General features: G+C 39.9%; 30 protein-coding genes. 21 read left to right on the forward strand and 9 right to left on the reverse strand.

From position 1 onward, the window contains the following. Positions 1-102 precede the first annotated feature (102 nt). The gene (locus tag ABIE66_RS04990) at positions 103-522 is read left to right on the forward strand and encodes a DUF5365 family protein (RefSeq protein ID WP_289323909.1); all 420 of its coding nucleotides are present in this window, start codon (positions 103-105) and stop codon (positions 520-522) included. A 67-nt stretch (positions 523-589) separates the two neighbouring features. Here ABIE66_RS04990 and ABIE66_RS04995 read toward each other — a convergent pair whose 3' ends face one another. Both ABIE66_RS04995 and ABIE66_RS05000 read right to left on the reverse strand, forming a co-directional pair. Continuing rightward, entirely contained in the window at positions 590-1,060 is a 471-nt protein-coding gene (locus tag ABIE66_RS04995) for a thioredoxin family protein (RefSeq protein WP_370014047.1), read from the reverse strand. Continuing rightward, positions 1,060-1,497, reverse strand: a complete 438-nt coding sequence (locus tag ABIE66_RS05000) for a disulfide oxidoreductase (protein ID WP_289317724.1) — start codon at positions 1,495-1,497, stop codon at positions 1,060-1,062. The genes ABIE66_RS04995 and ABIE66_RS05000 overlap by 1 nt, the downstream gene beginning before the upstream one ends. Positions 1,498-1,687: 190 nt before the next feature. Here ABIE66_RS05000 and ABIE66_RS05005 point away from each other — a divergent pair, with 190 nt between their 5' ends. The 3 genes from ABIE66_RS05005 to ABIE66_RS05015 all read left to right on the forward strand — a co-directional run bounded on the left by ABIE66_RS05005 (position 1,688) and on the right by ABIE66_RS05015 (position 5,865). Then, positions 1,688-3,235: a bifunctional GNAT family N-acetyltransferase/carbon-nitrogen hydrolase family protein gene (locus ABIE66_RS05005; RefSeq protein WP_289323912.1), complete on the forward strand. Its 1,548-nt coding sequence runs from the start codon at positions 1,688-1,690 to the stop codon at positions 3,233-3,235. Between the two features lie 153 nt (positions 3,236-3,388). After that, the gene (locus ABIE66_RS05010; protein ID WP_370014048.1) at positions 3,389-5,119 is read left to right on the forward strand and encodes a phospho-sugar mutase; all 1,731 of its coding nucleotides are present in this window, start codon (positions 3,389-3,391) and stop codon (positions 5,117-5,119) included. A gap of 218 nt (positions 5,120-5,337) precedes the next feature. Continuing rightward, positions 5,338-5,865, forward strand: a complete 528-nt coding sequence (locus ABIE66_RS05015) for an NADPH-dependent FMN reductase (RefSeq protein WP_370014050.1) — start codon at positions 5,338-5,340, stop codon at positions 5,863-5,865. A gap of 130 nt (positions 5,866-5,995) precedes the next feature. Here ABIE66_RS05015 and ABIE66_RS05020 read toward each other — a convergent pair whose 3' ends face one another. Next, complete coding sequence (locus ABIE66_RS05020; RefSeq protein ID WP_048689737.1) at positions 5,996-6,238, reverse strand: YhdB family protein; 243 nt, start codon at positions 6,236-6,238, stop codon at positions 5,996-5,998. Between the two features lie 132 nt (positions 6,239-6,370). On the opposite strand from ABIE66_RS05020, the gene ABIE66_RS05025 reads away from it, so the two are divergent. The 3 genes from ABIE66_RS05025 to ABIE66_RS05035 all read left to right on the forward strand — a co-directional run bounded on the left by ABIE66_RS05025 (position 6,371) and on the right by ABIE66_RS05035 (position 8,841). Next, the gene (locus tag ABIE66_RS05025; protein WP_370014051.1) at positions 6,371-7,339 is read left to right on the forward strand and encodes a M14 family zinc carboxypeptidase; all 969 of its coding nucleotides are present in this window, start codon (positions 6,371-6,373) and stop codon (positions 7,337-7,339) included. 49 nt (positions 7,340-7,388) lie between these two features. Further along, on the forward strand, positions 7,389-7,709 hold the full coding sequence (locus ABIE66_RS05030) for a DUF3889 domain-containing protein (protein ID WP_289317719.1): 321 nt from the start codon (positions 7,389-7,391) through the stop codon (positions 7,707-7,709). 250 nt (positions 7,710-7,959) lie between these two features. Continuing rightward, the gene (locus ABIE66_RS05035; protein WP_289323916.1) at positions 7,960-8,841 is read left to right on the forward strand and encodes a radical SAM/SPASM domain-containing protein; all 882 of its coding nucleotides are present in this window, start codon (positions 7,960-7,962) and stop codon (positions 8,839-8,841) included. Positions 8,842-8,935: 94 nt separating this feature from the next. Here the strand turns inward: ABIE66_RS05035 and ABIE66_RS05040 are convergent, their stop codons facing one another. After that, positions 8,936-9,097, reverse strand: a complete 162-nt coding sequence (locus tag ABIE66_RS05040) for a hypothetical protein (protein ID WP_289323917.1) — start codon at positions 9,095-9,097, stop codon at positions 8,936-8,938. A gap of 397 nt (positions 9,098-9,494) precedes the next feature. On the opposite strand from ABIE66_RS05040, the gene ABIE66_RS05045 reads away from it, so the two are divergent. The 11 genes from ABIE66_RS05045 to ABIE66_RS05095 all read left to right on the forward strand — a co-directional run bounded on the left by ABIE66_RS05045 (position 9,495) and on the right by ABIE66_RS05095 (position 19,094). Further along, complete coding sequence (locus ABIE66_RS05045) at positions 9,495-10,337, forward strand: MurR/RpiR family transcriptional regulator (protein WP_370014053.1); 843 nt, start codon at positions 9,495-9,497, stop codon at positions 10,335-10,337. Positions 10,338-10,394: 57 nt separating this feature from the next. Next, the gene (locus ABIE66_RS05050) at positions 10,395-11,549 is read left to right on the forward strand and encodes a M20 peptidase aminoacylase family protein (RefSeq protein WP_289323919.1); all 1,155 of its coding nucleotides are present in this window, start codon (positions 10,395-10,397) and stop codon (positions 11,547-11,549) included. Continuing rightward, complete coding sequence (locus tag ABIE66_RS05055) at positions 11,542-11,898, forward strand: GNAT family N-acetyltransferase (RefSeq protein WP_370014054.1); 357 nt, start codon at positions 11,542-11,544, stop codon at positions 11,896-11,898. The genes ABIE66_RS05050 and ABIE66_RS05055 overlap by 8 nt, the downstream gene beginning before the upstream one ends. Continuing rightward, positions 11,871-12,335, forward strand: coding sequence for a hypothetical protein (locus ABIE66_RS05060; RefSeq protein WP_370014055.1), 465 nt, complete (start codon positions 11,871-11,873; stop codon positions 12,333-12,335). Before ABIE66_RS05055 ends, ABIE66_RS05060 begins: the two co-directional genes overlap by 28 nt. 13 nt (positions 12,336-12,348) lie before the next feature. Further along, positions 12,349-13,458, forward strand: a complete 1,110-nt coding sequence (gene menC, locus ABIE66_RS05065; protein ID WP_370014056.1) for an o-succinylbenzoate synthase — start codon at positions 12,349-12,351, stop codon at positions 13,456-13,458. Between the two features lie 160 nt (positions 13,459-13,618). Continuing rightward, positions 13,619-14,698 carry a YkvI family membrane protein gene (locus ABIE66_RS05070; RefSeq protein ID WP_370014058.1) on the forward strand — a complete coding sequence of 360 codons (1,080 nt, stop codon included), beginning with the start codon at positions 13,619-13,621 and terminating at the stop codon, positions 14,696-14,698. A gap of 172 nt (positions 14,699-14,870) precedes the next feature. Continuing rightward, positions 14,871-16,286: a SpoVR family protein gene (locus ABIE66_RS05075; protein ID WP_289323923.1), complete on the forward strand. Its 1,416-nt coding sequence runs from the start codon at positions 14,871-14,873 to the stop codon at positions 16,284-16,286. 136 nt (positions 16,287-16,422) lie between these two features. Then, complete coding sequence (locus tag ABIE66_RS05080; protein WP_370014059.1) at positions 16,423-16,908, forward strand: arsinothricin resistance N-acetyltransferase ArsN1 family A; 486 nt, start codon at positions 16,423-16,425, stop codon at positions 16,906-16,908. Positions 16,909-16,929: 21 nt separating this feature from the next. Then, positions 16,930-17,121 carry a hypothetical protein gene (locus tag ABIE66_RS05085; RefSeq protein WP_370014060.1) on the forward strand — a complete coding sequence of 64 codons (192 nt, stop codon included), beginning with the start codon at positions 16,930-16,932 and terminating at the stop codon, positions 17,119-17,121. 77 nt (positions 17,122-17,198) lie between these two features. Next, entirely contained in the window at positions 17,199-17,654 is a 456-nt protein-coding gene (locus tag ABIE66_RS05090) for a MarR family winged helix-turn-helix transcriptional regulator (protein ID WP_289323926.1), read from the forward strand. Positions 17,655-17,717: 63 nt separating this feature from the next. After that, complete coding sequence (locus ABIE66_RS05095) at positions 17,718-19,094, forward strand: NAD(P)-binding domain-containing protein (protein WP_483313973.1); 1,377 nt, start codon at positions 17,718-17,720, stop codon at positions 19,092-19,094. 400 nt (positions 19,095-19,494) lie between these two features. Here ABIE66_RS05095 and ABIE66_RS05100 read toward each other — a convergent pair whose 3' ends face one another. Beyond that, the gene (locus tag ABIE66_RS05100; protein ID WP_370014062.1) at positions 19,495-19,935 is read right to left on the reverse strand and encodes a cell wall hydrolase; all 441 of its coding nucleotides are present in this window, start codon (positions 19,933-19,935) and stop codon (positions 19,495-19,497) included. A gap of 405 nt (positions 19,936-20,340) precedes the next feature. Between ABIE66_RS05100 and ABIE66_RS05105 the strand changes: the two genes are divergently transcribed. From ABIE66_RS05105 to arsC, 3 genes are read left to right on the forward strand one after another with little or no spacing between them, the layout of a single operon-like run. Then, complete coding sequence (locus ABIE66_RS05105) at positions 20,341-20,688, forward strand: ArsR/SmtB family transcription factor (protein ID WP_289323929.1); 348 nt, start codon at positions 20,341-20,343, stop codon at positions 20,686-20,688. 18 nt (positions 20,689-20,706) lie between these two features. Then, positions 20,707-22,005: an arsenic transporter gene (locus ABIE66_RS05110; protein WP_370014063.1), complete on the forward strand. Its 1,299-nt coding sequence runs from the start codon at positions 20,707-20,709 to the stop codon at positions 22,003-22,005. Positions 22,006-22,036: 31 nt separating this feature from the next. After that, on the forward strand, positions 22,037-22,456 hold the full coding sequence (gene arsC / locus ABIE66_RS05115) for an arsenate reductase (thioredoxin) (RefSeq protein ID WP_289317703.1): 420 nt from the start codon (positions 22,037-22,039) through the stop codon (positions 22,454-22,456). A gap of 102 nt (positions 22,457-22,558) precedes the next feature. Here arsC and ABIE66_RS05120 read toward each other — a convergent pair whose 3' ends face one another. The 4 genes from ABIE66_RS05120 to ABIE66_RS05135 form a co-directional block, all read right to left on the reverse strand. After that, positions 22,559-23,338, reverse strand: a complete 780-nt coding sequence (locus ABIE66_RS05120; RefSeq protein ID WP_289323931.1) for a SurA N-terminal domain-containing protein — start codon at positions 23,336-23,338, stop codon at positions 22,559-22,561. Between the two features lie 341 nt (positions 23,339-23,679). Further along, entirely contained in the window at positions 23,680-24,231 is a 552-nt protein-coding gene (locus ABIE66_RS05125) for a TVP38/TMEM64 family protein (RefSeq protein WP_289333301.1), read from the reverse strand. A 1-nt stretch (position 24,232) separates the two neighbouring features. Then, positions 24,233-24,907, reverse strand: coding sequence for a response regulator transcription factor (locus tag ABIE66_RS05130; RefSeq protein WP_370014064.1), 675 nt, complete (start codon positions 24,905-24,907; stop codon positions 24,233-24,235). Next, positions 24,885-26,189, reverse strand: coding sequence for a sensor histidine kinase (locus ABIE66_RS05135; protein WP_370014065.1), 1,305 nt, complete (start codon positions 26,187-26,189; stop codon positions 24,885-24,887). The genes ABIE66_RS05130 and ABIE66_RS05135 overlap by 23 nt, the downstream gene beginning before the upstream one ends. Between the last annotated feature and the right edge of the window lie 577 nt (positions 26,190-26,766).

Below are 26,766 nucleotides of genomic sequence, written 5' to 3' on the forward strand. Positions count from 1 at the left end.
TTTTACAATTTTTATGTTATTCTATGGGGAAAGAAATCGCTTGTCCTAGAATATACATATATTAGATAGGTCTAACGGATCTGAAAAAAGGTGGTTTTTTTAGTGAAGACAGTCTTTTCTTCAACGGAAGAGCAAGAGCAAGAAATAGCGAGCCTCGTTTCTCGTTTCTACGAATCTGTATTTCCGAAATACTTCACGGAAAGTGAAATCCTTCATTTTCGCGAGATTGGCGTTTTGGAGCCCAATCAAGGTTCTTTTACCTACTTTGCAACATTAAGAGATGCATTTCAAGTAATGACATGTCTTCAAGTCCTCATGTCGATATTAGACAAACAGAAGAAGGCAGATTCTATTGTGTTGGAATCTAAATCTGAAGAATTGTTCCAACATAACATCACTCTATTGAATGAATACGGAATATTCTTCCCTTTTTATTATGACCATTTTTCCTGTATAAACCATGAACTGAGTAATGATATGCAGATGATGGATATGCAGGTGGCGAATCAATATTTAGTATAAGGGATAAAAATGAGCCGGCTATAACGGGAGAAGCATTTCCGTTAGGGCCGGCTCATTTTTTCCATCCTTAATTAATATCGTGGTCCTTGAACCATTTCTCGAAGGTTTCCTCTTCATTAAAGCCAACGATCCGTTCTTGTTCTTGTCCATTTTTATAGTGAACGATGGTCGGAGTCTTTTTGATGCCATAATCGCTCCATCCTTGTTCAAATTCCTTAAGGTTGTATTGAACTAGGTCGATTCCCAACTTTTCTGCCAAAGGCGCAACGATTGGTGTGGTTTTTTGACAGTGCGTGCAAGTAGGACTATAGAAATAAACGGTCATATCTTTATTATCCTGGAGGTCCTGCTCCAATTCTTCCGGCAGTATCAAGTTTTGATAATTGGGATCATCCAGCTGATCGACAGTAGCGGGATGAAGCTTATCCTTCCCGTATGGATTTCCTTTTGATTTTTCTTCCTTTTTCATGTTTGTAAAAACGCCCAGCAGGACAAATATCGCGACGATTATCACTAAAAATATAGCCATTTTCTTCATTAAGCTGCAACCTCCTTGGATCTTGTCCATATGATGTAACTGCATATGAAAATAATGATGAATGCAGTCAAGGCTAGGAACGGGATGGTAATGAAACCAAATATGTTTATATATTGTCCTGTACATGGAACCCTTCCGCATGCAAGGGTGTGGTCAGAAAAGAATGAAACCTTTTGTATCAAATAATGGTACGTGGAAATGAATGCACCGATAGCGGATAATATCATGGTATAAAAGCTGATCCAATAATCTTTTCGAATGATTGCAATTCCTAAAATGATTGTAAAAGGATACATGATGATCCGTTGATACCAACAGAGCGCACATGGTTCATATTGCTTGATTTCAGAAAAATATAAGCTTCCAAACATAGCAATGATGGAAGCAGCCCAGGCTACAAATAATAAGTTTTCCACACTGCGTTTTGTATTGTTCATGGTTCCTCTTCCCCATCTCTTTTTGCTCTCATGAAAAGTATAGTATGTATGGACGGCGTCTGTAAAATATATATTCTTTTTAAGGGACATTCAGAATGGATTTTATCAATGCCTTGGGCAGGTTCAGGTGTTTTAATTTTTGAATAAGGGGTATAATTCTTATGGAAGAGATTAAAGGAGTCTGAGGAAAATGCCTAATTTGGACCTGCATAAATATGAAAAAATAATGGAAATACGTAATATGAGGCTAGGAGACATAGATGAAATAATTGCTTTGCAGTCGAGTTGCTTTCCTGGAATGGTTCCTTGGAAGCGAAATCAGCTTGAGAGCCATCTGGAAATTTTTCCGGAAGGTCAGTTTGTAGCTGAATATGATGGAAAAGTGATTGGCTCATGTTCCAGCCTCATTATTAATTTTGACGAATATGATGATCGCCATACATGGGACGATGTAACAGATGGTGGGTACATCACTAACCATAATCCGGACGGTTATAATTTATATGGAATCGAGGTCATGGTCCATCCTAAATTCCGCAGGATGAAAATTGGTCAAAGACTATATGATTCTAGGAAAGAACTTGTTGCCCAATTGAATTTAAAAAGCATCATTATCGGAGGCAGGATCCCCAATTACCATAAACATGCGGAGGAACTGTTACCAAGGGAATATGTGAAAGAAGTGCAATTGCATAAAATATATGATCCGGTACTTTCGTTCCAGCTTTTAAATGGGTTCACGCTAATGAGGATCAACCCGAATTATTTGCCGGATGATCTGCAATCCAATAAGTATGCTACGCTCATGGAGTGGAATAACGTCGATTATCAGCCGAAAACAAAACGTTATTATAAAACATCTGAACCGGTACGGATTTGCGTCGTGCAATATATGCTGCGTAAAATCGATTCATTCGAAGACTTCGCTAACCAAGTCGAGTATTTCACCGACGTCGCTTCGGATGCTAATGCGGATTTTGCCGTATTCCCTGAATTGTTCACCACCCAGCTGATGTCTTTCCTAAATGAAAGATCACCAAGCTTGGCTGTACGGAAACTGTCCGACTTCACGGAGCAGTACATTGAATTATTTACCACTTTAGCTGTGAGGTATAACATAAATATCATCGGCGGATCCCATTTCGTAAAAGAAGATGATGACAACATCTATAATATCGCTTATTTATTCCGTCGTGACGGGACGATTGAAAAGCAATATAAAATTCACATTACACCGAATGAAAGAAAATGGTGGGGCATCAACGCAGGTGACCGCGTTCGTGTCTTTGATACAGACTGTGGAAAGATTGCCATACAAATTTGTTATGATATTGAGTTTCCGGAACTTGCCCGGATTGCTACCGACATGGGAGCCAAAATCATATTCACTCCATTTTGTACAGAAGACAGGCAAGGCTATCTGCGCGTTCGTTATTGTGCCCAGGCCCGTGCTGTGGAAAATCAAATCTATACAGTCATTTCCGGAACGGTCGGGAATCTTCCGCAAACGGAAAATATGGATATCCAATATGCTCAATCCGGAATCTTCGCTCCATCGGATTTCGAATTTGCACGTGACGGCATAGTCGGGGAAACCAGTCCGAACCTAGAGATGGTCCTGATTGGTGATGTTGATTTGGAAATCTTACGCCGGGAGCGGCAGTCCGGTACTGTAACGCAATTGAAAGATCGCCGCCATGATATTTACAAACTGCATTATCAAAAAGGCGAAAAATAAAGCGAAAAAAGGGCTCGTGATGTGAAGAACGCTGGATGCGGTTCTGTTCATTACGAGCCTTTACTTCATTTATTGGAATAAATGTGATAATTTTGTATATGTAAGCTGATACATAATAATTACAAATTAGGCGTTTGGGAGGAGATGTTGGAGATGAACTGGAAATCTTTATACACCACTTGGGCAGAGTACCATAATTTAAATGGGGAATTACGTGTCCTCCTTGAGGAAATGCAGCGGGATGAAGCAAAACTCGAAGATGCCTTTTATAAGAATTTAGAATTTGGAACAGGCGGAATGCGTGGGGAAATTGGAGTCGGAACGAACCGGATGAATCTTTATACTGTAAGGAAGGCAACGGTTGGGTTGGCTCAATTTATCTCATCGTTTGGGGAAGAGGCAAAAGGAAGAGGGGCCGTGATTGCTTATGATTCACGACATAAGTCCCCGGAGTTTGCACTCGAAGCAGCTAAAACCTTGGCAACTTTCGGGATAAAGGCTTATTTATTCGATGAATTGCGTCCGACACCAGAATTATCATTTGCGGTTCGCGAGCTTAATGCTTTTGCTGGAATCGTCATCACGGCAAGCCATAATCCGCCTGAATATAATGGTTACAAGGTTTATGGACCAGATGGGGCCCAATTGCCACCTGAAGGAGCGGATCAAGTGATCGGCTACGTGAATGCCATTGAAAGTGAGCTTGAAATTCAGATTGAAGAAGCAGAAGTCCTTAAAGGGCGGGGCCTCATTGAAATGATTGGGGAGGAATTGGATGCAGCGTATAACCGGGAGTTGCTCACAGTTCCCGAGAACCCACAGCTTGCCGAGGAAATTGATGTGTCAATCGTCTTTACACCTCTTCATGGAACGGCAAATAAATCCGTCAGAAGGGCACTGCAAAGCTTAGGGTATCAAAATGTGCATATCGTTAGGGAACAGGAACTTCCAGATCCGGATTTTTCGACTGTCAAGTCTCCAAATCCTGAGGAACCGGCTGCATTTGAAATGGCGATAGAGCTTGGAAACAAAGTGGAAGCCGACTTATTGATAGCAACGGATCCGGATGCCGATCGACTTGGGATTGCCGTGAAAAACGAGATGGGCCAATATGTTGTCCTGACTGGAAATCAAACAGGTGCCCTTTTCCTGGATTATTTACTGTCCCAGAAAAAAGAAAAAGGGAAGATTCCTGAAAATGGAGTCGTCTTAAAAACAATCGTCACATCAGAAATCGGTCGGACGATTGCGAAGTCGTATGGCTTGCAGACGGTTGATGTGCTTACCGGGTTTAAGTTCATCGCCGAGAAAATAAATCAATATGATGAAAGCGGGGAAAATAGCTTTCTGTTCGGATATGAAGAAAGCTACGGTTATCTGATAAAAGACTTTGCACGTGATAAGGATGCCATTCAAGCGGCAGTGCTGGCTGTCGAGGTCTGTGCTCATTTTAAAAAACAGGGATTGACACTATATGAAGGGTTACTGAATGTGTTTGAAAAGTACGGCTTCTACTTGGAAGGATTGCGTTCATTAACTTTAAAGGGCATTGAGGGAGCGAAACAGATTCAAGGAATATTGAATCAATTCCGTCAATATCCTCCTGCTCGAATAGCAGGCATCCCGGTAGTCGTTGAAGAAGATTATCAAAGCAGCAAAAAGCGTACATTACTTTCAAATGGTGAAGAACAGATCGAGCTTCCGAAATCAAACGTATTGAAGTATTTCCTTGAAGATGGTACATGGGTTTGCCTCCGTCCTTCAGGCACTGAACCAAAAATTAAATTCTATTTCGGTGTCCAAGGTGAATCAATGCAAGAAGCTGAGTCCAAGTTATCTGGAGTCATGACAGATTTCATGAGCAAGATTGAAGCATTAGTTTAAATGGATGAAAAGATAAACGAAAGACTTAGGTCTTTCGTTTTTTTCGGGTAAAGTGAATGAAAGTTGACTCTGGGAATTTCCAGTAGCATGAATAATCAAAATTCTAGGAATTTCCGTTTCAGTTTTGGTATACTGTATTGGCGAGTGATCTCGGAAAACATCGATTAATTATTGTATTTAGAGTGAACAGCATATAGGAATAATGGAGGTATATATTCATGAAATTAGTAATCATTAATGGTTCACCACGTAAACAAGGGCGTACAGGTATAGCCTCACGCTACATTTCCAAGAAATACGGAGCGGAACTTATTGATTTAAGCAATAGTGAGATCCCTTTATATTCAGGTGAAGGTGAGCAATATCAATTGGACGTGATTCAAGGTCTTCGCAAAAGCATCGGGGAAGCGGATGGCGTGATCCTGGCCACTCCGGAATATCACGGTTTAATGAGTGGAGCTTTGAAAAATGCCTTGGATTTTCTTAGCAATGAACAATTCACTCATAAACCAGTCGCTTTATTAGCAGTCTCGGGCGGAGGAAAAGGCGGGATCAACGCCTTGAATTCCATGAGGACAGTGGGCCGCAGTCTGTATGCAAATGTGATTGCCAAACAACTGGTTTTGGATCCACATTGCTTCGATTATGAAAATGATGGTTTATTTGAAGAATCTGCCGTACTTGTAGAAGGTTTAATTGAAGATCTTAAAATGTATGCAACTGCATATGCAACAATGAAAAAATAATGAAAAGAGGGTCAGGTATTTAATACCTGACCCTTCCTTGTTTTTATAGGGTTTCACCAGCCAAAGTTAAATCCCCGAAAATCAATCTTCTTGTATAAATTTTCCCGTTTAGCAAAAACTATAGTTGATTTTAGCTTGGAAGTTCACTTAAATAATCACTTGTTTTTTCTGCCGCATGATCCAGATAACGAAGCAGAGCATACAACTGGGATTGAACGATTTGATAATCATGCTCAAACCGGTAAGCGTGCAAAAAATGTTCTATTTTTTTCGAAAGAAAGTGATCTTTCGTTCGAACCATCAATACTAACAAGCTGTCCCAATCGGAACGGTGTGTGTGAAACAATGCCTGATCATAATCCGCAATCCTCATGTAGTTCTCCCCCTTAATAAGGAGCTATTTGTATTTTGTTCAGATCGGACAGAATATTTCCTTACAATAAGTGGCGATGTATTTGGACCGCGGTTGTTGCTTTTTACCTGAATAAAAATAAAAGGTGAGTACATGAGAAAACTAATGGTAATTGGAATATTGGTCCTGCTTTTTTTTCCTGAAACCACACTGGCACAAGAAGTGTATTCCCCTGAACAGATGGAAATGGATCTTCAAGGGATCCAAAACAAGTATGAATTGGACGTTCAAATAATCGGACAAACTGAAAATGGGAAAAATATAAAGGCAGTCAAGTTAGGAAAAGGAAAAAAAACGATTATGCTTGTTGGATCACATCATGGTCGGGAATGGCTCAGCTCCAAAATTCTGATGAGCATGCTTGAAGACTATGCAGCCGCCTATCGAGCGGGCAAACCTGTTGAAGGATATCCGTCAAGATCATTGGATGAAGTTAGCATCTGGTTTATCCCGATGCTGAATCCAGATGGAGTCAGCATCCAGCAAGGTGATTTATCAAACTTAAATATACTTGAAAAGGCATCAGTATGGAAAATGAATCGATATAGCAAGAATTGGTCGCGATGGAAAGCTAATGCCAAAGGCATTGATTTAAATAGGCAGTATCCGGCTGGATGGAAAGAAGTCATGAGTCATGAAACAAAACCAACTTATCAATTTTATAAGGGCGAACAACCACTTGAAGCAGCTGAAGTGAAGGCGCTTGCGGAGTTCACAAGGGAAATCGATCCCCTTATTGCCGTTTCCTATCATACTTCAGGAAGGGAAATCTTTTGGCATTACAAAAATAAACGGGAAAATATGGCGAGGGATTATGGGATTGCCAAAAAAACTTCGGAATTGACTGGGTATGAACTGACCTTTCCGGAAAAGGAAGCGGTAGGAAGCGGATTTACGGATTGGTTCATAACGGAATTCAGCCGCCCGGGAATGACAATCGAACTTAGTTATTTAGTGGATGAAACCAATCCTCCATTGACTGTATTTCCTGAGGAATGGAAGAGGAATCGATTAGTTGGAATCATGCTTGTAAAAGAAGCCATGCAGGTGCATAACAAATGAACAATTTTACATAATAATATCAAGAGGAAAGTATGAGGAGGAAAAGATTTTGAAAAAAGTCATCGTGATGTTAATGGGGATTTTTTTGATTATACAAGCAGGGTCCATTTCAGCACAAGCCCAAAAACCAGATTACGAAAAATACGGAAAGATTGCGATCACCGTAGTGCAGGCTGATTATCCTGAAGTTGAGATTACCGATTATGCCTATAAGGGGAGAAAAACTGTAGCGAAAAATCTTGTCGAAGACGATTTCAGATTTTTAGTCGAGGATAAAGGAAATCAGTTCACTGTAATCGTGACCGTACAACATGATTTGAAAAATGAAAAATTACTTAGTTTAAAGGTCACCGAGCAAAAAGGAAAGTGATTTAAGAACAAACGGAAAATCAAAGGTTTGTATCCTGTCCAACATCTTCACTTCGAGAAGATGTTTTTTTCTGATTTGAGTAAAAGAATGTCCAGGAAATGGTAGATATCGGATAAGTTGCCAGTGGGAAGTGATACTATCCGTTCCCTGATATATGCTGCCATGAAGTTTTCATTGCATTTATGAGCAGCTAACCAGTATAGTTAGTATCAGATTGAAACAATAAGCTTGATAGTAGGGGTATTAGAAAATGAGAAAGTTTAAGAAAGTTTATGTGGAAATTACTAATATATGTAACCTGAAGTGTAATTTCTGTCCAAGCTCCAGCTTGCAAAGGACGCTGAAATTCATGGATCCTGAAGGGTTTACGCGTGTAATCGAGAAAATCAAACCACACACCGATCATATTTACTTTCATTTGATGGGTGAACCATTTTTAAATAAAAATTTGGGTACATTCCTGGATATCAGTGCTGAAAATGACCTGCAGGTGAATATAACAACGAACGGCACTTTGATTCAAAAGGTCAAAGATAAGCTGCTCTCCAAAAAAGCCCTTCGTCAGGTGAATATTTCACTTCATAGCTTCGAGGCAAACGATACGAGCAACAGTCTTGACTCATATGTCAGCAATATTGCCGATTTCATAAATGAAGCAAATGAAAAAAGTGAAATGATTTGTGCCATTCGATTATGGAATATGGATACGGATGAACTAAAAGCGAGTAATGGCCTGAACGACGATATTCTCAGCATGTTGGAAGAAAAGCTTTCATTGGACGTTCGCTTAAGTGAAGCCCTTCAGCAAAAGAATAATATTAAGTTGAAGGACCGTGTATATATAAACATGGCTGAAAAATTCGAGTGGCCGGAATTGGACCGTGACATTATCGATGAGAATATTTTCTGCTATGCTCTTAGAGATCAGTTAGGCATCTTGGTGGATGGTACAGTCGTACCTTGTTGTTTGGATAGTGAAGGGAAAATTCCACTGGGTAATATATTTGAAACGTCACTTGAAGACATTTTAAATGGTGAACGGGCTAAAAATATGTATGACGGCTTTTCAAGAAGATGTGCAGTTGAAGAATTATGTAAACGATGTGGCTATGCAAAGCGTCATAAAAAATAAATGAAGGAAAACCAAGGAGTCCATCTTCGTGGTTTCAGACTGCAGACAAACTTGATGAAAACTCAGTTTGCCTGCAGTTTTTTATTTAACAAGTTCAGTTGATTTCAGAAATCCGCTCCCTTTCCGCCGACTGTCTGCCAGGCCCCCTCGGTGCAAGCGCCTTTGGTGTCTCGGCTAGCCAGTAATTCGGCAGGAGTGTCGCAAATTTCTTCAATCCAATGAGGATTACAGTAAAAAACCATAAAGACCGGAGCACTTTATTCGTCCCGCTTTACTGTCTTGGGCCGTTGACGCAGTTTATCGACCAAAACCACACTTTATTCAGCCGTTCACGCATTGTATTCGACCTACCCCGCACATTATTCGGCCGTTGAAGCACGATATATGACTGTTCACGAATTTTTTTTTGACCTTCATCTCACTATTCGGACTCCGAACACCATTTTGTCGCCAAGCTGAAATTACGGAGTCCATCTTCGTGGTTTTTTTTTTGCGATTTAAGGACAGTAACCACCTTCTTATTAAAAATTCTGAATATTATTGTTTTATTGAAAATCCCATGATAAAATACTCTTTATTATTGACGAAGCGAAAACTTCATATTGGAATATTTAAAGTTTTGGATTCATATCTTGCAACAGAGGGGATGTTTTATGGAATTACAGCAAAAAGTTAAAGAGGTGTTCCCTGATTTATCAACTGGCCAAAAAAAGGTAGCAAAATACTTGTTAGTACATTCACATACATTTGCAGTCACTTCAGCTCAAAAGCTCGGAAAAGATATAGGCGTGAGTGAAACGACCATCATCCGCTTTTGTTATTCATTGGGGTTAAGCGGATTTGCGGAACTTCAAAAACTTATTCGCAATCAGTTGATATTCGAGAGCAGCAGTTTGAATGAATATCATTCTTCAAAACTTGAAGCTGCGAATCAGCCAAACTTCATGGCTCAAGTGATGGGGCAGGATATCGTCAGCATCGAAAAGACAATCAAAAATTTATCAAATGAAGATTTCTCCAAAACAATTGATAAATTGGCGGCAGCAGACAATATATTGGTATCAGGACATCGATTATCATTTTCGGCAGCACATTGGTTAACCTTTACGCTTAGGCTAGTAAGGGAAGAGGTCCATTTATATAGGCCGGATACAGATGATATTTTTTTATTGCTGAATAAAATGACTGAAAATTCCGTTTTTGTGGCCATTTCATTTCACCGTTATGTGAAAGAGACTGTGAAAATCACGGAAATGGCCAAACAAGCCGGGGCATTTGTTATTGGCGTTACGGATTCTGAACTGGCTCCAATTGCTGACTTCACTGACATTTTATTGCCCATTTCAACACCTAGGACTTCCACTATCGATACGGCACCGGTTTTATTCTCATTATTGAATAGTTTAGTAGCAGGTGTATCGATTAAAGATGAACAGGGTTTTAAAGAGAGAAAAGCTATATATGACGCGTTCAATCAAGACAATTATTTCTTTTGAGATAAACATCAGTTCGAGATGCAAACCGATTAACCGGGATATAAGGGGGAGACATAAATGGATATCACACAATCAATCGAAAAATTAAGGCCGCGTATCATCGATATCTTCGACCATTTACACGCACATCCTGAAACGAGTTGGAATGAGGTGAATACGACAGCTTTCATTTCAAATATTTTAAGGGAAAATCAGTCTACGGTAAAAACATTCGAAGACTGTACAGGAGTGATTGGGGAAATCGGGGATGGGAATTTCACAGTCGGGTTACGATCGGATATCGATGCACTTTGGCAGGAGGTACATGGGACGTTTCAGGCCAATCATTCCTGTGGACACGATGGGCATATGACCTTGGCCCTTGGAGTATTCCTGGTATTGAAGGAAATGGACTTTCGACCAAGAGGTAAGCTGAAATTCATTTTTCAACCTGCTGAAGAAAAAGGTACTGGTGCCTTGAAGATGATTGAAGAAAAAGTTTTGGATGATGTGGATTTCCTTTATGGGGTGCACTTAAGGCCAGTCGAGGAAGTGAAGGATGGGCAGGCTGCACCAGCGATTGTACATGGAGCCGCCCGGTTCATTAAAGGAGAAATAGTGGGAACGGATGCACATGGAGCCAGACCGCATCAAGGACAAAATGCCATCGAGATAGGAGCGGCATTCATCACTTTGTTAAATGGGATCCATCTCAATCCATCCATCCCTTATTCAGTAAAAATGACCCAGTTTTTTGCTGGTGGTGAAAGTTCCAATATCATCCCGGGGAGAGCCACATTTTCATTGGATTTACGGGCTCAGGATAATGCAGTGATGGAAGAGCTCACCCGAAAAGTGGAAAAGGTTGCAGAATCTTTGGCCATTGTCCATGGAGTTGATGTGAAACTCGAACCGGGGACTAAAGTTGCTGCAGCAACCGTGAACGATCAAGCCCAGGAAATAATGGCTGAAGCGATAGCCGATACACTTGGGGAAGAAAATCTGGTAGCGCCTGTCATTACAACAGGAGGAGAAGATTTTCATTTTTATACGTTGAAAAGACCTGAAATCAAAGCGACGATGCTTGGATTGGGCTGTGATTTGACACCAGGGCTCCATCATCCGAACATGACGTTCAACAAAGATGCTTTGTTATCGGGAATTGAAATCCTGACAAAGGCCATCATTCTTACTTTCGAGAAATATGGAGAGGGGGTCCACTTACATGACTGATGAATTAATCATTAAATCCCTATCGACACTAGAGGATTTACAAGAAGTGCAGCGACTTGAAATCCTTGTATGGGGCATGGATTGCGTTCCTACCCATCAGACGATTACCGCAGTCAAAAACGGAGGGCTCGTTTTAGGTGGTTACATCAATGGCCAGTTAGTGGGATTTCAATACAGTTTCCCAGGATTTAAGGATGGAAGGGTGTTTCTTTGTTCACATATGTTAGCCATCCATCCGGATCATCAAAAGAAGGGCTACGGTAGATTGCTTAAACTGGCACAACAAGAAGAAGCACTCAAAAAAGGCTACGACTTAATCACATGGACTATGATCCATTGGAAAGTGTGAACGCAAACTTGAATATCGGTAAACTAAAAGCGGTTTGTTCAACATATATGGAAGATTGTTATGGAGATATGAAGGATGCCCTCAATGAAGGATTGTCGACTGATCGGTTCATGGTGGAATGGAATATACGGCAGGAAGCAAATGAAGAGCCCCCACTTCCTGATAAAGCCACACATATCGTAACCACTGGAATGAATGACCAAGGCTTTCCTTACATCAAGGATTATCATTTGGAAACCAATGCCGATGTGGTCGCCATTCCCATTCCGACGGATATTCAAAAAATCAAAAAAGGTGATCTCAGCCTTGCGATAGATTGGCGGGCGAAAACGGGTGAATTATTCAAAACGCTTTTTGCCAATGGGTATGTTGCAGTCGGAATAGCTCGGGAACAAGGTGAAGACATTCAAAACTACTTATTAAAAAAACAAGAATAAAAGGGGAATCAAGATGAAAATAAAAGAAGTGCGTTTACGCCATCTAAATATGGATTTGATAGCTCCATTTACAACAAGCTTTGGAACATTTGTAGATAAGGAATTCATACTTGTGGAAGTGAAAAATGGAGAGGGGCTTTCAGGTTGGGCTGAATCAGTGGCGTTTTCAGCACCTTGGTATAACGAAGAAACCATAAAAACCAATTGGACCATGCTGGAGGATTTCTTGATTCCGCTTGTATTGGATAAAGATATAGAACATCCTCGTGATGTATCGGATATGTTCTCGCACATACGGAAAAATAATATGGCAAAATCGGCAATCGAGGGAGCTATCTGGGATTTATATGCAAAAGAAAAGAATGTTCCATTAAGTATGGCCTTAGGCGGGGAACTGGAAAAAATCGATGTTGGAATCAGTATCGGCATCCAAAAAACGGTACCCGAATTATTGAAGAAGATAGAAGATGGATTGAAGGATGGGTATAAAAGAATCAAAATAAAAATTCAACCAGGTTGGGATGTTGATGTAATCAGGGAAGTGCGCAATCGATATCCCGATGTACCGATCATGGCAGATGCAAACTCCGCTTATCGGATGAAAGACATCGAATTACTGAAACAACTTGATCAATTTGATTTAATGATGATCGAGCAGCCTTTGTCATCAGATGATATTGTCGATCATGCCACATTACAAGCGGAAATCAAAACACCGATTTGTTTGGATGAAAGTATACATTCCGTGGAAGATGCAAGAAAAGCCCTTGAATTGGGAAGCTGTAAAATCATTAATATCAAGATCGGCAGGGTAGGCGGTTTAACGGAAGCGAAGAAAATACATGATTTATGTAAAGAAAGAAATGTTCAGGTTTGGTGCGGGGGGATGTTGGAATCCGGTGTGGGACGTGCCCATAATATCGCATTGACAACACTTGATAACTTCACGATGCCTGGTGATACGGCGGCATCTGCGAATTATTGGCATAAGGACATCATTAAACCAGAGGTTACAGTGAAAGATGGAGTCATAACTGTTCCAAAGGCGGCAGGCATCGGCTATGAAGTCGATTACGCTGCGGTCGATGAATTCACTTCCTATAGTAAAAGATATACAAATTGATAAAAGAACAAGGTTGGAATAGTAACTCTACCCAGCTTCATGGGCGATGGCTCGTTAAAATTAATGAAGCTGGGAAGCTATTACGGAACAGTGATGAGCGGAAGATATTTTTTTAACTCAAATTGTCAGAATAATCATTTAATTGAAGGTGGAATCGGATATGAAAAACAGTGTAAATCTTGCAGGTGCATATATTGGAATCATCATTGGAGCAGGCTTCGCCTCAGGACAAGAAGTATTACAATTCTTCACGAGCTTTGGAATCTACAGTGTATTGGGAATTGTGGTGGCGACAGCTTTATTCTCGTTTTTAGGCATGCAAGTTACACAATTGGGGAGCACCCTCCAAACACGCTCCCATAAAAACATCATCGATCATATTTGTGGCCGCTATTTAGGCAGGGTGGTCGATATTATTATCACATTTTTTTTGTTTGGAGTTACAGTCATCATGATTGCTGGTTCCGGAACGATTTTTGAAGAACAATTCGGGGTACCCAGTATAGTTGGTGCAATCCTCATGACAGTGCTGACGATAGGTACGCTTTTACTTAATGTTAATAAAATAATGTCTATCATTAGTGCCGTCACACCATTTTTATTTGTTATCATGATTATTATTTCAGGTTATTCATTTTTCACCTCCGATCTAAATTTCAATGAAATCATATCTTCTTCAAGTAAAGGGAATGCTGCAACCGGAAATTGGATGATGGGTTCATTACTTTATGTTTCATATAATATGACGGCCGGAATTGCCATGCTAGCCGTAATGGGAGGGACCATTAAGAATAAGAAGGAGGCTGGTATGGGAGGCCTTCTAGGAGGTATTGGATTGGGGATCTTGCTATTCTTGATCAATATGGGGATGATGTCCGACTTGAAGGGCATAGAAGGCTCAGGGATGCCTACCCTTCATTTAGCGAATCAGATTTCTCCATGGTTGGGATATATCCTATCAATCATCCTTTTAGGGATGATTTATAATACCTCGGTCGGGATGCTGTATGCATTTACAGCCAGGATGGTGCCTGCCGACACGAAACGCTTCAAGATATCCGTGATTATGGTGGGAATCCTCGCATTCCTTGCAAGTTTCGTTGGCTTCATTAAATTGGTTGGAACAGTATATCCAGTCACAGGATATTTAGGATTTGTAATCATTGCTGCGCTTATCATATCCTGGATCCGTTCAAAAGCGAAAAAAGGGGCAGTGACTACGGAACTCGCGAAATTATAATAGGGAAGGGAAATTTAAGGATTAGAGTTTAAAACTGCATGGATCTTTGACCTGACATCTTCTTCATGGAGGTGTTTTTTTCTGTTATCGAGGACCTTTACTCATGATCACGGCATTTTTCCTCCTTTTTTTCATACATTAGTTTAAAGGCGGAAGACAAGGGGGATATCGGATGAATGGAGCGGAGCAAAAGGCTCTGGAATATGCCATTAGTGAAATTACAGAAATAGCAACTGGGTTCGGGTTGGATTTTTACCCGATGCGTTATGAAATTTGCCCTTCAGAAATCATTTATACATTTGGTGCCTATGGGATGCCGACCCGTTTTTCTCATTGGAGTTTTGGGAAGCAGTTTCATAAAATGAAGCTGCAGTATGACTTTGGATTAAGTAAGATCTACGAACTGGTCATTAACTCTAATCCTTGTTACGCTTTTCTGTTGGACTCCAATTCACTTGTACAAAATAAATTGATTGTTGCCCACGTTTTGGCGCATTGTGATTTCTTTAAGAATAATATACGTTTTAATAATACTAAGAGAGATATGGTGGAAAGTATGTCGGCCACGGCAGAAAGAATCCGTGAATATGAAATCCTGCATGGCAAAAAGGAAGTGGAAACTTTCCTCGATGCACTATTAGCCATTGAAGAACATATCGATCCGTCGTTGATGAGACCGAAGCTTGCCTGGACGATGGAAGATGAGGAAGAAGAAGAGGAAATAAAACCGACAGCCACACAATACGATGATTTATGGAATCTTGAAAATAAGGATAAACCGAAGAAATCCACCGTGAAAAAAAGAAAAAAATTCCCGCCAAGGCCTGAAAAGGATATTATGCTTTTCATAGAACAGTACAGCAGGGATCTAACAGATTGGCAACGGGATATCATGACGATGATCAGGGAAGAGATGCTGTATTTCTGGCCGCAGCTGGAAACGAAAATCATGAATGAAGGCTGGGCATCCTACTGGCATCAACGCATAATCCGTGAATTGGATTTATCCTCAGGGGAAGCGATTGAATTCGCTAAACTGAACGCAGGTGTCGTTCAGCCATCAAAGACCAGCATCAACCCTTATTATCTTGGATTAAAAGTGTTTGAAGATATTGAAGAACGCTATGATAATCCAACTGAAGAGATGATCAGGCTTGGCGTCATGCCCGGATCTGGACGGGAAAAGATGTTCGAAGTTAGGGAAATCGAATCTGACATTTCCTTTATCCGTAATTATTTGACGAAAGATCTGGTCATGCGTGAAGATATGTATTTATTCCAAAAGCAGGGCAAGGATTATAAAATCGTCGATAAAGCATGGGAACAGGTTCGTGACCAACTCGTCAGTATGAGGGTTAACGGCGGATTCCCCTATATCACAGTAAATGATGGAGACTTCATGCGTAATGGCGAACTTTATCTGAAACATTGGTATGAAGATATTGAACTGGATCTGAAATATCTTGAGAAAGTCATGCCATATATCCATCAGCTTTGGGGACGCTCCGTGCATATGGAATCAGTCATGGAAGGAAAAGAAGTCCTGTTTTCCTATGATGGAAAAGGTATTCACCGGAAATATTTATAAAGAGGAAGAAAACTGCCGGTCACTCGGCAGTTTTCTTGTTTCATCCAATACTTGCGATTTGCAAGTATTGGTGTTATATATAATATAGAATATTTTGAATGAACTCATTTGGTAGCGAAAGGAGCAGGGGAAAGATATGATCATTCGTGAAGCGATGGAAACGGACATAGATTCCGTCAAAGAAATTTACAATCAAGGAATTGAGGATAGGGTTGCCACGTTAGAAACGGAACCGAAGGATCAAGCCTACATGAAGGATTGGTTTGCCAAGCACATGGGACGATATAAGGTAATCGTCGCCGAGCAAGAAGGGGAAATCGTTGGATGGGCTTCCTTGAATCCATATAACAATCGCTGTGCTTATAAAGGGGTTGCTGATTTATCCGTTTATATCTCAAGAGATCATCGAGGAAAAGGGATTGGCGGTTTATTGCTTCAATCAATCGAAAAGATCGCAGAAGGAAATGACTTCAATAAAATTGTGTTATTCACTTTTCCTTTTAACCAGGTTGGTCAAGGATTGTACAAAAAAAGGGGTTATCGTGAAGTGGGTGTGTTTAAGAACCAGGGAATATTAGATGGGGAATATGTCGATGTTATGGCTATGGAGAAATTACTGTAAACAAATAGGGGGTAGGAGGGGATGACTGTTAACCATTCAAGCGTATTGTCTGTTGATTATTTTGATGCCTATTTCAAGTTGGTTTTAGCTTCTCGTGAACCTAGGGTGGAAAAGGCAAAAGAATTCATCGAAACAAACTTTTTTAAAGGCGAAGCTTGCTATTATGGCGAGCAAACTCACCGAAATTTCATTACGGCTTTTAACAAGCTATAAGGATAAATTAAAAATAGTTGATTTAAATAGTTGCAATATGCAAATAATGTGAGTATAAATATAGTGAGGTGAAAGTAATGGAAAATGAAAACCTTAGAGGTCTCTTCCAACTCTTAACTAGACGTTTTGGATTATTGAATAAAAATTGCTGCAGCGCAGATGGAATTGAGATATCACTCGTTCAAAGTCATATTCTATATGAAATAAACCGACAGAATAACGCTTCCATCCAGCAAATTGCAGAAACACTGGGAACGGATATTACGACGTTCAGCCGACAAATCCAATCCCTAATAAAATTGAATTTAGTCACAAAAACCCCTCATGCGGAAGATCGGAGAATTTCTATCCTTTCTCTGACCGATGAAGGAGTGAAAGTCAATCAAACAATCGATCAGCAAATGAATGATTACTTGAATGAGATCTTCAAGACGATGAATGAGTTTGAAAAGGAATCCGTCGTGCGTGCTCTGACATTGCTTAATGATCGAATGTTGAAGTCTTCCGTATGTTGTACTACTCCTTGGGGGTAGTATAATTTTTCAAGAATACTTGCAAATTACAACTTTTTTGAAATGAAAATATAGGAGGGAATAATGATGGTTCAATTTGATAAAAGTGCATTACCCGTAGCAATTATAGGTGGGGGTCCTGTGGGGCTGGCCGCTGCCGCTCATTTACAAAAAAAAGGAGAGAAGTTTATGGTATTGGAAGTAGGCGACTCGGTTGGTTCCAGCATGTTGGAGTGGGGACACGTTCGAATGTTTTCTCCGTGGCAATATAACATCGATAAAGCAGCAAAGGAACTGCTGGAGAACTCTGGTTGGATGTCACCTGACGAGAATGCTTTGCCAACAGGTCGCGAACTGGTAGAAGAGTACCTTCTTCCGCTAAGTAACCTTCCAGAAATAAAAGAACAGATCATCTTACAGGCAAAAGTAGTCGGTGTTGCCAAAAAGGCTCACGATAAATTAAAAACAGGAAGACGAGACACTGTTCCCTTTCAACTCTATGTAGAAATGAAGGGTGACACAAAAGTCATTGAAGCGAAAGCTGTCATTGATTCATCAGGTACTTGGAACAATCCAAACCCGATCCTTTCAAATGGAATTTGGACGAATGCGGAGAGACAATTACACAATCAAATCCACTATGGCATTCCTAACGTCGAACAATTAGAAAACAGATATCAAAATAAAACCACCGTGGTGATCGGAAGTGGTCATTCTGCAATAAATGCGCTATTGGACTTGGCAACATTACAGCAAAAATATACGGATACAAAAATCTACTGGGTACTTCGTAAAAAACAGATCAATGAAGTGTACGGCGGTCAAGAAAACGACGCCTTGGCGGCTCGTGGGGAACTTGGTATCAGAATTAAGCACTTAGTGGAGTCTGGACGCATAGTAATACTCACTCCCTTTCATATTAACGGAGTTTATCCAACAAACGATAAAATCACTGTGGTGGGAGAACTTAACGGCGAAGAATTCACACTCGGTGATATCGATGAAATCGTTGTGAGTACGGGTTTCAGACCAGATACATCCTTTTTAAATGAAATTAGATTAAACATCGATTCGGCAGTCGAAAGCATGGAAGGGCTCGCTTCGCTAATCGATCCCAATATTCATAGCTGCGGAACAGTGCGGCCGCATGGTGAACAAGAATTACGGCACCCTGAAAAGAACTTCTACATTGTTGGCATGAAGAGTTATGGAAGAGCACCTACATTCTTATTGGCAACAGGCTACGAACAAGTACGTTCCGTAGTGGCTTATCTAACAGGCGATGTGGAGGGGGCAAAAGAAGTACACTTGGAACTACCTGAAACAGGAGTCTGCAGTGTTAATATAACTTCTAGTTCCTGCGATTCTGATATTCCTGAAACTGAAACAAAGGATGGTTCTTGCTGTGGCGTCCCCGTTCTAGCGAGGTTGGAAATTAAAAATAATTCTTGTTGTAAATAAAACAGAAGACGAGTCTGGTGATACGAGACTGGTCTTTTTATAGACATTGGTAAACATAATCTCTCGGGCACTAAGGAACTAACTCACCTTTAAGTTTAAGTACAATATTTCACAATCTTGCTTTCTTGATAACTATTACTAAAGGTTTGATATAAAAAAAGGGAACACCTGCTAACCAGGAAGTTCCCTTTTCATTTCGTGAGTTAAAAATACACTAAAACAACAGTTGAAAAAATAGGCTGGGGTTTCAAGCTTCTTTAACAGACAACCGTTACATTACCAACAGGAGTTGCATTGAATGAATGTGGTTGGCTATCAGCACCTACGACTAAAAGATTTTGTATTCGCGGAACCGAAAAGAAAAATAAAACTCCAGAATTAATAAGAGCTCCTAGACAACCTAACCGGAATAAACACTTTCACATGTTCCAGGTTTTGGTTCATAATAACAATGATTTTTATATTGTCCAGCAAAAGGTTGACCGTACCATGTTGGTGGGCATGGAGCATATGGATTAAAATACCAAAGAGCATATTTCCCTGGGTGTTGCCTCCAATATTCCAAATTCTGTTTCGCTAATCTTTTTTCAGCAGTTCTCGCTCTTTGATAAAATACATTACCTTTTTGAACAGCTTCAAAAGAATAATTTCCTCCTTGAACTTGATAAACGACTTGTGGAATTGTTCTTAAATCTTTAAAGTCTATACAATTTGCTTTAAGACGATTTACAATTACATTGCCAACATATAACATTCCTTGTAATCCTTCACCTTCAGCTTCTGCTCTCATCATCCTTGCCATTAAGTCAACGTCTGAACTTCGGTAATTTACTCTTGGCATTTTTTCACCCCAATAATATAGTATGAAAAAAGCCTACATTAATGTCATTGTTTATAAAATAAGAATGCTTAGTTTTTAAAGCTTACAGCTTTTAAGTAAGAAGTAAACTATGGCCTTCTTTTATATAACTTTATGTAACTATCCTGTCCCGTTAGGTCAATAAGAAAATCAACAACCCCTTTAACCGAGCCTTTGGATAAGATTTCCCAATGCTAGTGAAGTGCGGGCGTAGGCAAAGTTCGCCTTAGTCGGAGTTATTTCGAAACATCTTTTAGCAGACTAAAAATTAAAAAATTATATTGTTGAATATTTAATTATTGATTAAATAAGAATATACTTATACAATTATCCTAAATAATCACATAAGCATATGATTATTTATTTGATTAGACTAGGAGGGATTAAATGCAAACGAATGAAGCTTTGGATATAGAAGGAACTGCAAACGTTCTTAAACTTCTAGGTGATAAAACTCGTTTGACTATGATTAAAATCATGTATGATCATGAATGTTGTGTCTGTGAATTTGTGGACCTGTTCGAAATGAGCCAACCTGCCATCAGCCAACATTTACGGAAAATGAAAGATAGTGGAATCGTGAAAGAATCGAGAAGGGGGCAATGGGTCTTTTATTCGTTAAACCAGTCTTCTTCCTATTACTCATTTATTCAGACGGTCATCAAGGATTTGCCAAGTCAAAACTTTAAATTAGAAGAATTATCAGCACAAGGAAAACGGATTTGTTGTGACTAACTAGGAGGTACTATTTCAGTGGGACCAGTTATTTTGGCAGTTATCATCTTTTTATTAACACTCATTCTCGTCATCTGGCAGCCAAAGGGATTGTCGATCGGTTGGTCAGCTTGTGGCGGTGCGGTTTTGGCCTTACTTGTTGGTGTGGTGGATTTTACTGATGTCATAGACGTGACATCCATAGTCTGGAACGCTACACTGGCCTTCATCGCCATCATCATCATCTCGCTTATTTTGGATGAGATAGGATTTTTTGAATGGGCAGCACTGCATATGGCTAGGGCAGCCAAGGGAAATGGAGTAAGGATGTTTGTTTATGTAAGTATCCTCGGTGCTCTTGTAGCTGCTTTTTTTGCAAATGACGGAGCTGCTCTAATCCTTACCCCGATTGTATTAGCAATGGTTCGTGCCCTAAATTTTAATGATAAAATGATATTCCCATTCATCATCGCCAGTGGGTTTATTGCGGACACAACCTCATTGCCTTTAGTGGTGAGTAATCTTGTAAACATTGTTTCTGCAGATTTTTTCAATATCAGTTTTGCCGAGTTTGCATCAAGAATGATCGTACCAGATCTTTTTGCATTGGTAGCAAGTATCTTGGTTTTATATCTGTTTTTCCGTAAAAGCATACCGGAAAATTATGATGTATCCCAACTTAAAAAACCAGTGGAAGCCATTCGGGACCAAAGAATGTTCCGGTTGTCCTGGATAGTATTAGGAATATTGCTGGTAGGTTATTTTGCCAGTGAATTTATTGGAGTGCCTGTATCCATCATTGCAGGCATTGTGGCTATTTTCTTCCTCATGATGGCTAGAAGGAGTCCAGCAGTCAATACGAAAACAGTTATTAAAGGAGCACCATGGGCAATCGTCTTTTTCTCTATAGGCATGTATGTTGTTGTGTACAGCCTGCGGAATGTTGGATTGACGAATGTATTGACGGATTTAATCCAAGTTACATCCAATCAAGGATTATTTACAGCAACGATGGGGATGGGCTTCATAGCCGCCATTCTTTCATCGTTTATGAATAACATGCCAACCGTGATGATTGATGCCCTTGCCATTTCCGATACCAATACTACAGGCGTGATCAGGGAAGCCCTTATATATGCAAATGTCATTGGTTCGGACTTGGGACCGAAAATCACTCCGATTGGTTCTTTGGCAACGTTATTGTGGCTGCATGTCCTATCATTAAAAGGCGTGAAAATCTCATGGGGAACCTATTTTAAAACTGGAATCATCTTAACCATCCCAACATTGTTCATCACATTAGTTGGCTTATATATATGGTTACAAATTATTCATTAAACACTTACATTATTCATGAAGGAGAAACAGCATGGCTAAAAAAACATTATACTTCTTATGTACTGGTAACTCTTGCAGAAGCCAAATGGCAGAGGCTTGGGGGAAGAAATATTTAGGTGACGAATGGCAAGTGCTTAGTGCAGGAATCGAAGCACATGGGTTAAATCCAAAAGCTGTACAAGCAATGAATGAAGTTGGATTGGACATCTCCAATCAAACATCGGATATCATCGACCCTGACATATTGAATAATGCCGATTTTGTCGTTACGTTATGTGGCGATGCGGCAGACAAATGTCCAATGACACCACCGCATGTTAAACGCGAACACTGGGGCTTTGATGACCCGGCAAAAGCGGAAGGAACAGATGAAGAAAAATGGGCTACCTTCCAACGTGTTCGTGATGAAATAGGAGAAAGAATCGAACGTTACTCTAAAACGGGCGTATAAAAAATGTAAAGCCGTGGTATAAGTAAATGATTGTGTTTTAGTTAGTAGGCGAACCAAAGACCATTAAGAAAGAGCTGCCAATTTTGGCAGCTCTTAAATGCATTAAATCTTAATATCGACCTTAGCATTTTTCTGAAGTTCTTCCACATGTTTCACAAGCTTTTCTTGTTTCTTTTGCTGCTCTAGTTGTTTCTTGATTTGCGGCTTCATTTCTTCGAGTTTCTGTACCGGTTGCCCGCTTGTTTTAGCTTGCTCCGCAACCTGGTCGTAGTACTTTTGAATTTCTTCATCAGTTGCTTCTTCCACTTTAATCTCTTTTTCAACGTACTTAGTATATGGAATATTCTCTGCAATCTGAGTATTCAACATTTCCGAATTCAGACCTGCTTGTTTCATCGCTTCCTTGAATTTCTCTTCACTTTCATATTCGTCTTTGATTTCGGCAAGTTGCTTTTCGATTTCAGCCTTGGTGGCTGTGTAGCCCTTTTTATCAGCAGCTTGAAGCAGCAATGTTTGTCCCACTAAAGAGTTGAGCGTTTGCTCTTTAATTTGTTTGGCTCCCTCTTTGGATGTTGGATCTTGTCCGAATTGCTGCATTTGCATTTGTGTCGTGGACAACACTGTATTATATTCCGCACCTGAAATTTTTTCGTCATTGACGATGGCCACCGTTTTCTTTTCATCTACCTTTTGTTTATCCAGTTCCTTCTGCATTTCTTCCATCTTTTTTTGCTGTTCCTCAGTTGCTTTAGCCGTTTCTTTCTCCTCAGTTGTTTTAGTTTCTTTTTCGTCATTTTTTTTATCAGCTTCATCGTTCGAACCACAAGCTGTTAGAACAACTGCCAATAATCCAATAACGATTGGGTACAATAGTTTCTTCATATTCAGTCTCCTCTCTTATTCGGTGCTAAAAAAATCATCTAATGCGCATTATAAAGGAATGTCCCATAGAAACACAATATATTCATTCTTTTTTTCCAGAAAACAGGAAGATAGTATAGGCATTATCTCATTATATAGGTGAAGCATTCGTGGAAATGAACCAATTTACCCTTCGATAATCGTGATAGATTAATTAGCGAAGAGAGGAATTTCCGATAGCGGCCAGGCCGTGTTGATTGTTTTCCACCGTATTGCTGACTTGGGGGATGCCTTCAAGGGAATATCAAATTAACTTTCTTTTAGGTCGTATCTGCCGAGTTTAATAAAGAAGCCTTTTTTTTCTACATTCCTTTTTTCTTGTTTCTTTTAAAGTAATAAATGACTGCAATTACCAGAATCAACAGCACCAAAACAATCCTCACATCGTCTGATGCCTTCAATACTTGTGTCACCGAATAGGCCTCGACAAGGAGGGCAGGCAGTTTTCCGATGGATGTGGCGAAGAAGAATATCATCACGCCCGTCTTGCTTAATGCTGCTGTAAGGTTAATCACGCCGGATGGTATAAAAGGAAGGAGCCTAAGCATCAGGATCATCCAAAATGCATGAAACCCTTGTGACTTTTGCAGCTGCATGACCCATCGGTTCCTCATGAATTTGGGTTTGAATGTTTGAATGCCCTTTCGATATAACCAAAAGCTGACTACTGCTCCTGCAATTTCCCCCAAGTAAGAAAGGATCAATCCCTTTTCAAATCCAAATACGGTGATATTGGCAGCCGTGATGAATACGCTTGGAATAAAACCAAGCACGCTAATCAATATGTTCAATACTAAACTTATAGCAATGGAAAAAGGTCCGCTGGATGCTAATGCCTCAGAAATGAAATTCATATCAACCCACAGAACTCCATTTATATCCGATGCCCCATACCGTTTTCAAATGTTGATCAACTGGAAAACCGGCATGACGTAATTTCTCTCTAATATTTCGAATATGGGAATCGATTGTCCGATCTTCCGTATCCGTTTTAAATCCCCATATGGTCGAAAGCAGGTGATCTCTGGAATACACTTGATCTGGTGATTTTAAAAACAGGCACAACATGGAAAACTCTTTTGGGGTTAATGGGATGGTATTGGAATCATAATGCGCTTCATAAGCGGATTCATTTAATTTTATTCCCCTAAAGATCACACCTTGATGATTATGTATTCGCCGCGTCACCGCTTCGATTCTGGCTAGTAAAACATCTTCATTAAAGGGTTTCGTTACATAATCGTCGGCGCCCTTTTTCAGCCCTTTGACCATTTCTTCTGCAGCATCCCGTGCGGTGAGCATGATTATGGGAATATTGGAAAACGCCCGGATCCTTTCGCACGTTTCCCACCCATCCATCTCAGGCATCATTACATCAAGAAGGACCATGTCAGCTTGTTTATGCTCTAAGAACTGGATGGCTTCATGTCCAGAATTCATCTTTATGCATGTAAACCCGTGAGGTATAAGGTATAGCTCTATAAGATCAAGCATTCTCTGTTCATCATCAACCAGAACTACTGTCTTCATTTTTTATCTCCTTAAATGTAATAGTGAAGCACGTTCCTTGCTCCAACTTGCTTTTAACTGAAATGGTTCCTCCTTGAACCTCCACTAATTGCCTGACGATGGACAGCCCCAATCCGAATCCACCGGTATCTCTAGCCCGTGATTTCTCGACACGATATAAACGATCAAAGATATGCGGGATGTCTTCACTTGGAATGCCCACCCCTTGATCGATTATGGAGATCGAGATTCCGTCAGGTGATTCAGTGGCTTTGATGGCGGTGACTGTATGTTCGTTCGAGTACTTCAGTGAATTATCCAGCAGGTTAAGAATAACTTGCTCAAATCGTGTGGGATCTAAATCTATAAATAAATGATCCTTACATTCCAGATTCAATTGAATTTTTTCATTTGTAAAAGCTGGTAGCACTTTTTCATGAATGGTTTGCAGGAATGAAGAGAGCTGAATGGTTTCTTTTGATATGGTGAATGTATGTACATCCATTCTAGCCATATTGAATAGTTCGTCCAATAATCTGTTTAATCGTTGGGATTCATCATGGATGATCTCCAAGTATCGTGATCTTTCGTATGCATTCAAATCTTTCCGGCGGGCTATATCAGCGTATCCCTTGATATAAGTTAGCGGCGTGCGCAGTTCATGAGAGATACTTGCCAAAAATTCATTGCGTTCCTTCTTTAAATAGTTCAATTCATTAGCCAAGCTTTGAATGGATTGGGCAAGTTCCCCAAGTTCATCTTGTGATCGTACTGGTACAGCCACTGAAAAATTCCCTTTGCTAAGTTTGGTGGTCGCTTCTTTCATCGCAATAAGCGGTCTAGTCAAAGCTTTTGATAAGAAATAAATGGTGATAAGCATAAAGAAAAGGAGCATTACAGTTGCAAAGAGGAAATGCCTATTCAATTGAGCGATTAAATCTTCAACATCCCTGGTATCTTTGAACATGTAGACATAGCCTTCATTTTCTTTATCACTGATAAATGGTGTAACGGTGGCTATATACCTTTCATCCTTCCAACTTGATTGGATGATCAGACCTTTTCGGGATACCTGTGGGAGATTTTTTCCTAAGATTTTTTTCATTCCCCCATTAACCTTTTCGGAAGATATCAGGATATTTCCTCTTGTATTCGTTATCACGACATCTGTATCGGTATGTGATTCCATCAGGCCGATATGCTGAAGAGTTGAGTCGGAATAAGTGATTTCCAACACATCACGATGACTATTACCTCGGGCCTTCAGTGATTCCAATTCTTGATTGATACGGGAGTGGATCACTTTATTATGTAAGTAAACCATGGAAACGGTTTCCATCAAAAAAATGCAAACAAATATACACAGTCCCAGCTTAAAGGAGATTTTCAAAATATTCACCTTCTTATTCAATGGAGTCAGTATAGCGAAAAAGTATGAAGAAAGTATGCAGTTTTTTTCAATTCCGTCGCATCTTCTTAAACAACGATAATCCGAATGATGACTGGTTGCAAGAATGGGCAGCTTTTTTATTTTAGTCTATACAAAATTTTTTGCTCGCAGGAAACATTTTGTCGCAAATGAATACTATGTAAAAAGGAGCTGATCCATATGAATTGTACAAACCGTACCCAAAAAAAAATAATGGCTTATTCTGCATTATTCAAAAAAATGGGCATTCTCAATGACGAGGAATATAAAAGTATCGCGAAAACTTTACAAACAAGGGATTGAGGAAGGGTCCATTGGATACTCATAAACTTTTATCCTACATTAAACAGGCTGTAAAACCCCCACCTTCAATTTCCGAATAAGGGAGGGGGATTGAAGTCTGATAAATACTCATTTGTGCCCTTTAATTACAAAGAAGGGTATATATGGT

The sequence above is a fragment of the Peribacillus sp. B2I2 genome (genome assembly GCF_041261685.1).
GTDB lineage: Bacteria > Bacillota > Bacilli > Bacillales > DSM-1321 > Peribacillus.

Excerpts from the sequence above, each read along its gene's own strand:
- ABIE66_RS04995 (WP_370014047.1), bottom strand. The coding sequence starts at position 1,060 with ATGAAGAAAATGGCTATATTTTTAGTGATAATCGTCGCGATATTTGTC.
- ABIE66_RS05000 (WP_289317724.1), bottom strand. The coding sequence starts at position 1,497 with ATGAACAATACAAAACGCAGTGTGGAAAACTTATTATTTGTAGCCTGG.
- ABIE66_RS05005 (WP_289323912.1), top strand. The coding sequence starts at position 1,688 with ATGCCTAATTTGGACCTGCATAAATATGAAAAAATAATGGAAATACGT.
- ABIE66_RS05010 (WP_370014048.1), top strand. The coding sequence starts at position 3,389 with ATGAACTGGAAATCTTTATACACCACTTGGGCAGAGTACCATAATTTA.
- ABIE66_RS05015 (WP_370014050.1), top strand. The coding sequence starts at position 5,338 with ATGAAATTAGTAATCATTAATGGTTCACCACGTAAACAAGGGCGTACA.
- ABIE66_RS05020 (WP_048689737.1), bottom strand. The coding sequence starts at position 6,238 with ATGAGGATTGCGGATTATGATCAGGCATTGTTTCACACACACCGTTCC.
- ABIE66_RS05025 (WP_370014051.1), top strand. The coding sequence starts at position 6,371 with ATGAGAAAACTAATGGTAATTGGAATATTGGTCCTGCTTTTTTTTCCT.
- ABIE66_RS05035 (WP_289323916.1), top strand. The coding sequence starts at position 7,960 with ATGAGAAAGTTTAAGAAAGTTTATGTGGAAATTACTAATATATGTAAC.
- ABIE66_RS05045 (WP_370014053.1), top strand. The coding sequence starts at position 9,495 with ATGGAATTACAGCAAAAAGTTAAAGAGGTGTTCCCTGATTTATCAACT.
- ABIE66_RS05050 (WP_289323919.1), top strand. The coding sequence starts at position 10,395 with ATGGATATCACACAATCAATCGAAAAATTAAGGCCGCGTATCATCGAT.
- ABIE66_RS05055 (WP_370014054.1), top strand. The coding sequence starts at position 11,542 with ATGACTGATGAATTAATCATTAAATCCCTATCGACACTAGAGGATTTA.
- ABIE66_RS05060 (WP_370014055.1), top strand. The coding sequence starts at position 11,871 with ATGGACTATGATCCATTGGAAAGTGTGAACGCAAACTTGAATATCGGT.
- menC (WP_370014056.1), top strand. The coding sequence starts at position 12,349 with ATGAAAATAAAAGAAGTGCGTTTACGCCATCTAAATATGGATTTGATA.
- ABIE66_RS05070 (WP_370014058.1), top strand. The coding sequence starts at position 13,619 with ATGAAAAACAGTGTAAATCTTGCAGGTGCATATATTGGAATCATCATT.
- ABIE66_RS05075 (WP_289323923.1), top strand. The coding sequence starts at position 14,871 with ATGAATGGAGCGGAGCAAAAGGCTCTGGAATATGCCATTAGTGAAATT.
- ABIE66_RS05080 (WP_370014059.1), top strand. The coding sequence starts at position 16,423 with ATGATCATTCGTGAAGCGATGGAAACGGACATAGATTCCGTCAAAGAA.
- ABIE66_RS05085 (WP_370014060.1), top strand. The coding sequence starts at position 16,930 with ATGACTGTTAACCATTCAAGCGTATTGTCTGTTGATTATTTTGATGCC.
- ABIE66_RS05090 (WP_289323926.1), top strand. The coding sequence starts at position 17,199 with ATGGAAAATGAAAACCTTAGAGGTCTCTTCCAACTCTTAACTAGACGT.
- ABIE66_RS05095 (WP_483313973.1), top strand. The coding sequence starts at position 17,718 with ATGATGGTTCAATTTGATAAAAGTGCATTACCCGTAGCAATTATAGGT.
- ABIE66_RS05100 (WP_370014062.1), bottom strand. The coding sequence starts at position 19,935 with ATGCCAAGAGTAAATTACCGAAGTTCAGACGTTGACTTAATGGCAAGG.
- ABIE66_RS05105 (WP_289323929.1), top strand. The coding sequence starts at position 20,341 with ATGCAAACGAATGAAGCTTTGGATATAGAAGGAACTGCAAACGTTCTT.
- arsC (WP_289317703.1), top strand. The coding sequence starts at position 22,037 with ATGGCTAAAAAAACATTATACTTCTTATGTACTGGTAACTCTTGCAGA.
- ABIE66_RS05120 (WP_289323931.1), bottom strand. The coding sequence starts at position 23,338 with ATGAAGAAACTATTGTACCCAATCGTTATTGGATTATTGGCAGTTGTT.
- ABIE66_RS05125 (WP_289333301.1), bottom strand. The coding sequence starts at position 24,231 with ATGAATTTCATTTCTGAGGCATTAGCATCCAGCGGACCTTTTTCCATT.
- ABIE66_RS05130 (WP_370014064.1), bottom strand. The coding sequence starts at position 24,907 with ATGAAGACAGTAGTTCTGGTTGATGATGAACAGAGAATGCTTGATCTT.